The organism is Prosthecobacter sp., assembly GCF_020439865.1.
Taxonomy (GTDB): domain Bacteria; phylum Verrucomicrobiota; class Verrucomicrobiia; order Verrucomicrobiales; family Verrucomicrobiaceae; genus Prosthecobacter.
The window spans coordinates 1-6,565 of record NZ_JAGRPF010000109.1; the positions used below are offsets into that span (position 1 = coordinate 1).

Below are 6,565 nucleotides of genomic sequence, written 5' to 3' on the forward strand. Positions count from 1 at the left end.
GCGTGGCTTTGGCACGCGTGCAGGCCACTCGATGAGGCAGGGCACGAGAATGTCGCCGTCATAGGCCTGGCCTTTGACGCCGAGATGCGGGCGGACAAGCGAGCCGTCGGCGGAGGTGCCGTTGTCGCCGCAGTAGAAGAGCAGCGTGTTTTCGCGCAGCCCCTGTGCGGCGAGAAACTTCCGCAGCGTGCCGATGGAACGGTCCATGGCGGTGATCTCGGCATAGCGCTCACGCAGCACCTCGCCCTGCGGCCGTGTGGTTTGTCCACCGGTTTCGTTGGAGGTGAGCTTCACTTTCTTGTCGGCGTATTTGGCCGGCAGATCGTCGTAGAGCGCGAGATCGGAAGGCAGGCCGCTGTAGGGCTCATGAGGCGATCCAAACCATACGACGGCGAAGAACGGCTTCGACTCCTTCCCGGCACGTCCGATGAATTGCGTCAGCTCGTCGATCACGATCTCGGAGCTTTCGCCTTTAAAGACTTCCGGCGGACCGCCGTTGCGTGAGAAGGAGGGATTGAGCTCGAAGAAGTTGTCATGCGAGAGCCATTCGTGAAAGCCCATCTTGCCCGGGTTCACCGGCGATTCCGCTTTGACCGCGCCGAGGTGCCATTTGCCCAGATGCATGCAGTCATAGCCCGCCCGGCTCATGATATGTCCGCAGGTGATTTCCTCCGGGCGGAAGGACCAGCCCGGCGCGAAGGTGCCCATGCGGTTCGGATGCCGGCCCGTCATGAAACTCGCACGTGTGGGCGAGCAACTCGGATGACCGGCGTAGAAGTTTTCAAATTTGAATCCGGTTGCGGCCATCTCATCGAGCACCGGTGTCTTCACATACGGATGACCGTTGTAGCCAGTCTCCTCCCAGCCGTGATCGTCGCCCATCAGCAGGATGACGTTGGGCTGCGCGGCGACGGCAAATGAGGAAACGAGGAGGCAAAGGGGGAGCAGTGTCTTCATATAAAAAGCGCGTCAGGTTAACGGCCGTCGCCTTTGTAGATGACCTTGCCGTCCTTCGGAGCGCCTGGCCAGGGGTAGGTGCCGGGCGGATAGCTCTTGGGCTGTGTGGCGCGAATGGCATCGACGTGCGATTTGATTTCGTCGGGCACGTCCTTGTTTTCGTCGCGGCCATAGACGTAGGGCAGGGCGGGATCCATCAGGATAGGCAGGTCGCCGAGCGGCGGACGTTCGGCGGCGATCTGTTTCAAACGCGCCTGCATTTGCGCGACCACCTCGGGATGCTGTGCGGCGATGTCGGTCTTTTCATAGGGATCGCTGGCGAGGTTGAAGAGCTCCTTGCCGACGAGTTTGAAGTCGCCTTTGCGCAGGGTGGGAAGACGCACGCTGCCGGCGACTTCGATGACGATCTCATCACGCGGGCTCTGTTTGCCTTCCAGCATCACAGCGCTCATGTCCATGCCGTCGAGCGGCAGCTTTTGCTTCAAAGAACCGCCGGCGATCGTGACGAAGGTGGGGAGGAGGTCGGTCACGTTGATCATGGAGTCGTTCGTGGCGTCCGGTTTCACCTTGCCGGGCCAACGGGCGATGAAGGGCACGCGGATGCCGCCTTCAAATGTGGTGTTCTTCGTGCCGCGCCAGGGCTTGTTCACCTCTTCGGTCAGACCGCCGTTGTCGTTGGTGAAGATGACGAGTGTGTTGTCAGCGAAGCCCTTCTTGTCGATCGCTTCAAGGATGCGGCCAAGGCCTTCATCGAGGCACTTGATGGCGGCGGCACGTTTTTCCAGTTCGGGCACGTGGCGCGGAATCTCTTCAAGCGGGCCGTGGATCGCGTTGAAGGCGATGTAGTGGAAGAAGGGCTTCTCCTTCGACTCCAATCCGATCAGCCGCACTGCTTCGTCGGCGATGAGGTCGGTCGAGTAGCCCTTTTCGAACACCGGCTTCTGATCGCGATGCCAGTCATACACGGCGAATATCGCAGGCGCGTTGTGCGGGATGGTCTTGTTGTTGTAGTCGATGCCCCAGGCGTAGTGGCCGTATTGATGATCGAATCCCTGGCCCATCGGCAGTTCCTCCGGCAGCCATTCGCCGAGATGCCATTTGCCCACCAGCGCAGTGGAATAGCCCGCCTCCTTCAGCGCCTCCGCGACGGTGCGCTCTTCCGTGGGAAGTCCCATCACACGACGCGTCGGCGTGCCGTCGGGAAGATGCGCGAGTTTCATGCCGAGCAGCGCCAGGTAGTCCGGCTTGCCGAAGTCCTCCGAGCGCCAGTCCATCCACTGTCGGAAAGGATAGCGTCCGGTCATCAGCGCCGCACGCGTCGTGGCGCAGACAGGTGTCATGTAAAACTGCGTGAAGCGTGTGCCCTGCTTCGCGAATTTGTCGATGTTCGGCGTCAGCCGCGCATCGCCACCATTGAATCCCGGATCCGCCCAGCCGAGGTCGTCGGCCATGATGAAGACGATGTTGGGCTGCGCCGCGAATGACGAAGCAGTCAGGCCGAAGGATGAAAGGAGGATGCAAAGGGTGAGCAGTGACTTCATGAGATCAGTTTTTTGGTGTGCGAGTCCGTTGTTCGATCCAGGGAATGATTTTGACTGCCCACGCAGCGGCGTGCGCTTGCAGTCCTATGCCGCTGAAGTGCACGCCTTGTCCGTCGCGTTCACGGAGTTTGCCTTTGAGCGCATCACTGTCCGGACCTTCGAGCGCGATACCATCTTTCCAGAGCGACGCCTGCGCGGCGCGGATGTCCGGCGACGCTTCGTCGCCGGGAACGTGGTAGCTGACCTGCGCCACGAACCACGGCGGATCCCAGCCGATGTCACGAGACGAGTCACGGATGAGTTTTTCGAGATATTCGCGGTAGAGCTTGCCTGCGAGCGTGCGCGTGGCGTCCTTCTGGTTCGCGTCGCTTTCGCCTTGGTGCCAGAGCACGGCGCGAAAGCCCTTCGTGCCAGCGGACTTCATCCGGGCGACAAAGGCGTCATACGCCGCGCCTCGGCTGACCCACGTTCCGTCCGGGCGTTTTTCGACACGTGACTCGACGGTCGGCGGGTTCGGAAAGGTCGATCCTTTAGGCAACCACTCGCGCACGCTCGATCCGCCGAGCCCACAGGAGATGAAGCCGATCGGCACATCGAAGCGTTTCACCAGTGCATCGCCCAGCGGCGGCATAAAGCTTCCGCCACGGCCACTCGCGCCGGGTTGTGGATCGTTCGCGAGTTGCCAGCGCTGTCCGTCGAACGACGCCACGCGCTGCGTCTGCGTGTTTTGCTTCTCTTGACCGTGATTCGCCGAATTGGACTGGCCTGCGACGACAAACACCTCACCGACCCCCAAATGCTCCACGACCGCCGAAGCGAGCACTAGATCGCCTTTTGTGACGCGCACCTCCAGTCGATGCCAGCCGCCTGCGGGAGCCTCCAGATGGCCCGAAAAGCCGTCTTTCGTGATTATGGCGTTCCAAGGCTGCCACTCACCATCTTTGGTGATCCGGGTTTGAAACATCGCACCCGTCAAATCGAGGTCCGTGGTGCCCTGAATCAAAACATCGCCATGATTCGCCGCGTTCCGCTGAATCACCTGATAGTCGAGCGGTTGGGAGAGTTTCAGCACTCCCGCGAACAACGAAGACGAGGCCAACAGCGTGGCGAGAAGAAGCGAGGATCGAAAAGACATGTGAGTGGCGCGAGAGAATGAAAAAACGAGCGCGGCATGCGTCTTTCTCGTCTTGTGTGCAACTTTCTCGCCTGCTTGCCTGTTGGTTTGATCTCATGCGCTCTTTTGCCCTTCTCTTCTTGGTCCTGACCGGTTCGTCGTTCGCGCAGAACGCGCCCTATGATTTCTTCCCGCCCGCCGAAGCGCCGTACTATCGCGTGCGCTACGAGGCTTCGACGAAGCCCGGCGAACTGATTTATCCCGTGAACTACACGGTGTGGATTCCGCCGGACGTGAAGGCGTTGCGCGGCGTGATCGTGCATCAGCATGGTTGTGGCGAGGGATCGTGCAAATCCGGTCTCACGGGTGCGTTTGACCTGCACTGGCAGGCGCTGGCAAAGAAACATGGCTGTGCGCTGATGGGCCCGTCGTATGAGCAGCCCGACAAGGCCGAGTGCCAGATGTGGTGCGATCCCCGCAACGGTTCCGATGCCGCCTTTCAAAAGGCGCTGGTCGATCTCGGCGCGAAGTCCGGTCATCCCGAACTCGCGACCGTGCCTTGGGCCTTGTGGGGACACAGCGGCGGCGGTCACTGGGCGGGCGGCATGACGTTGCTGCATCCGGATCGTGTGGCGGCGGCTGTTTTGCGCTCGGGGGTGCCTTTGCTCACCGAAAATCCGGCCCGGCCAACGATCAAGAGCTACATGCTGCCTGATGCCGTTTCGACGGTGCCGATCATGTGCAATCTCGGCACCAAGGAAGGTGTCACGGTCAAAGAGGGGCGCTTTGCGGGTGCCTGGGCCGCGAACGAGGCATTTTTCACCGCGGTGCGCGGCAAGGGCGGACTCATCGGCGTGTCGGTGGATCCTTTCACCTCGCACGAATGCGGCAATCAGCGCTACTTCACCATTCTCTGGCTCGATGCTTGCCTGACCGCCCGACTGCCGGAGAAAAGCGGTGGTGCGCTGAATCCGATGCCGACGGACGGTGCGTGGCTCGCGCCCATGCTCGGCACCGAGGCCGTTCCAGCGGCGAAGTTTGCCGGGGAGAAGGACAAGGCATTCTGGCTGCCGAACGCTTCGGTCGCGAAAGCGTGGATGCAATACGTCAAAGACACCGAGATCCCCGACACCACCCCGCCGCCTGCGCCGACGAATGTGGTGGTGAATGGGAACGAGCTCACCTGGAAGGCCGAAGCCGACCTCGAGAGCGGCATCGCGCATTTCATCATCGAGCGCGATGGCAAGCAGATCGGCACCGTGCCCGAGCAGGCGAAGAATCCCTTCGGCCGCCCCATTTTCCAGGGCCTTCAATACAGTGACACCCCCACGAATCCGCTCGTCGAGATGCGTTTCACCGACAAGGAGGCCACGGCGGGCGAGAAACACGCGTATCGCGTGATCGCGGTCAATACGACGGGGTTGAAGTCGAAATAGGAGTGGCGAGCCGGGGGCGGCTCTGGCCTGTTCTGTGCTGCAACAAAGGGCGTCCTTTGACCGTATCTAGGCGCCCCCAAAACACCACGCATGAATCGTCGTCATTTCCTTCTCAGTTCCCTCGGCACCACGCTCGCGCTGCCGGGCATGTCCTCGCTCATGGCCAAAGGCGCCACGGGAGGCTCCGTGCAGGCTGCGAAAGGAGCAGGTATGGGAGCCCGGCGGTTCGTCGCCATTGGCAATCTGCTCGGCTACCAGACGAAGAGCCTTTTCCCCACGACCACGGGCCGCAATTACGAGAAAACGGCGCTGCTGGAGCCCGTGTGGGACATCCGTGACAAGATGACCGTGCTGCGCGGCCTCGACCACGGCGTGAAGGGCGGCCACTTCGCGGTGCATTCCTTTCTCTCCGGCGTGCTGAACTCCGAGGCGCAGAACCGCCCGGATGGCAATGTGACCATCGACCAGTATCTCGCCGACGAGATTGGCTTTGAGACGCGTTTCCCGTCGCTCACGGTCGGTTCGGAAGGCGGCATCCATGGTGGCTGCCAGATCGCGTGGACGAAATCAGGTGTGCGTGTGCCGCCGGTGACGAATCCGGCGGAACTGTTCGAGAAACTCTTCGTCACCGACTCGAAGGAGCGTCAGGCGCGTCGCATGGAGGAAAACAAGGTGCAGGCGTCCATCCTCGATTCCGTGCTGGAGGAGGCGAATCGTCTTTCCAAGAAGGTGAACAAGGAGGACAAGGACAAGCTCGACGAATACCTGACCTCCGTTCGCGATGTGGAGAAGCGCCTCGAACTGCGCCAGCGCTGGACGAACCAGCCGAAGCCGAAAGCGCCCTTTGAAAAGCCCGCGAACCGCAACGCGGTCGAAGATCTGCCGCTGCTGTATGAGATGATCGCGCTCGCGTTGCAGACGGACAGCACGCGCATCGCCACTCTGGAAATCGGCGGCGACTTCATGCCGCAGCATCTTGGCATCAAGAAGGACTGGCACGGCCTCTCGCATCATGGCAACGACCCGGAGGCCATCGCAAGCCTCATCACACTCGAGAAGTATCAGATCGAGCACTTCGGCAAGTTTGTCGCGCGTCTGTCGAAGATGAACGACGGCGAGCGCACGCTGCTCGACTCCACCACCGTGATGTTTGGCAGCGGCATGGGCGACGGCAACTCGCACAAGAACTCCGACCTGCCCATCCTCCTCGCCGGCGGCGGCTACAAGCACGGTGAATTCCGCGAAGTGCCGCGTGAAGGCATCAACAAAGTGCCGCTTTGCAATCTCTTCGTGGACATCGCGCAGAAGATGGGCGTGGAAACCGATTCGTTCGGCAGCAGCACAGGACGTTTCGCGTGATGCGCTCCAATCGTCATTCGTGTCTCGTCGTCAGCGTGGCGGCGATGGTTCTCGTGTCCGCGGCCCACGCCGCTGATGATGCACCGAAGCTCGTGCAGCAGTTCCTCAGCAAATACTGCCTGGAGTGCCACGACGCGGATGTGCAGAAGGGCGACCGC

Annotated in this window: 5 protein-coding genes; 2 read left to right on the plus strand and 3 right to left on the minus strand. The window is 61.3% G+C overall.

What is annotated here, in order from left to right; translation table 11 throughout:
* The 3 genes from KDL09_RS12455 to KDL09_RS12465 form a co-directional block, all read right to left on the minus strand.
* Window positions 1-957 (minus strand): sulfatase-like hydrolase/transferase (locus tag KDL09_RS12455; protein WP_294385402.1); only part of this gene is annotated, 957 nt, incomplete at its 3' end.
* A gap of 17 nt (window positions 958-974) precedes the next feature.
* Window positions 975-2,498 carry a sulfatase-like hydrolase/transferase gene (locus KDL09_RS12460; protein WP_294385405.1) on the minus strand — a complete coding sequence of 508 codons (1,524 nt, stop codon included), beginning with the start codon at window positions 2,496-2,498 and terminating at the stop codon, window positions 975-977.
* Between the two features lie 4 nt (window positions 2,499-2,502).
* Window positions 2,503-3,633: a sialate O-acetylesterase gene (locus KDL09_RS12465; protein ID WP_294385407.1), complete on the minus strand. Its 1,131-nt coding sequence runs from the start codon at window positions 3,631-3,633 to the stop codon at window positions 2,503-2,505.
* A gap of 95 nt (window positions 3,634-3,728) precedes the next feature.
* On the opposite strand from KDL09_RS12465, the gene KDL09_RS12470 reads away from it, so the two are divergent.
* Entirely contained in the window at window positions 3,729-5,048 is a 1,320-nt protein-coding gene (locus tag KDL09_RS12470; protein ID WP_294385410.1) for a hypothetical protein, read from the plus strand.
* A 90-nt stretch (window positions 5,049-5,138) separates the two neighbouring features.
* A complete protein-coding gene (locus KDL09_RS12475) occupies window positions 5,139-6,407 on the plus strand; it encodes a DUF1552 domain-containing protein (protein WP_294385413.1) in 1,269 nt (422 codons plus the stop codon).
* The last annotated feature ends 158 nt before the right edge of the window (window positions 6,408-6,565 follow it).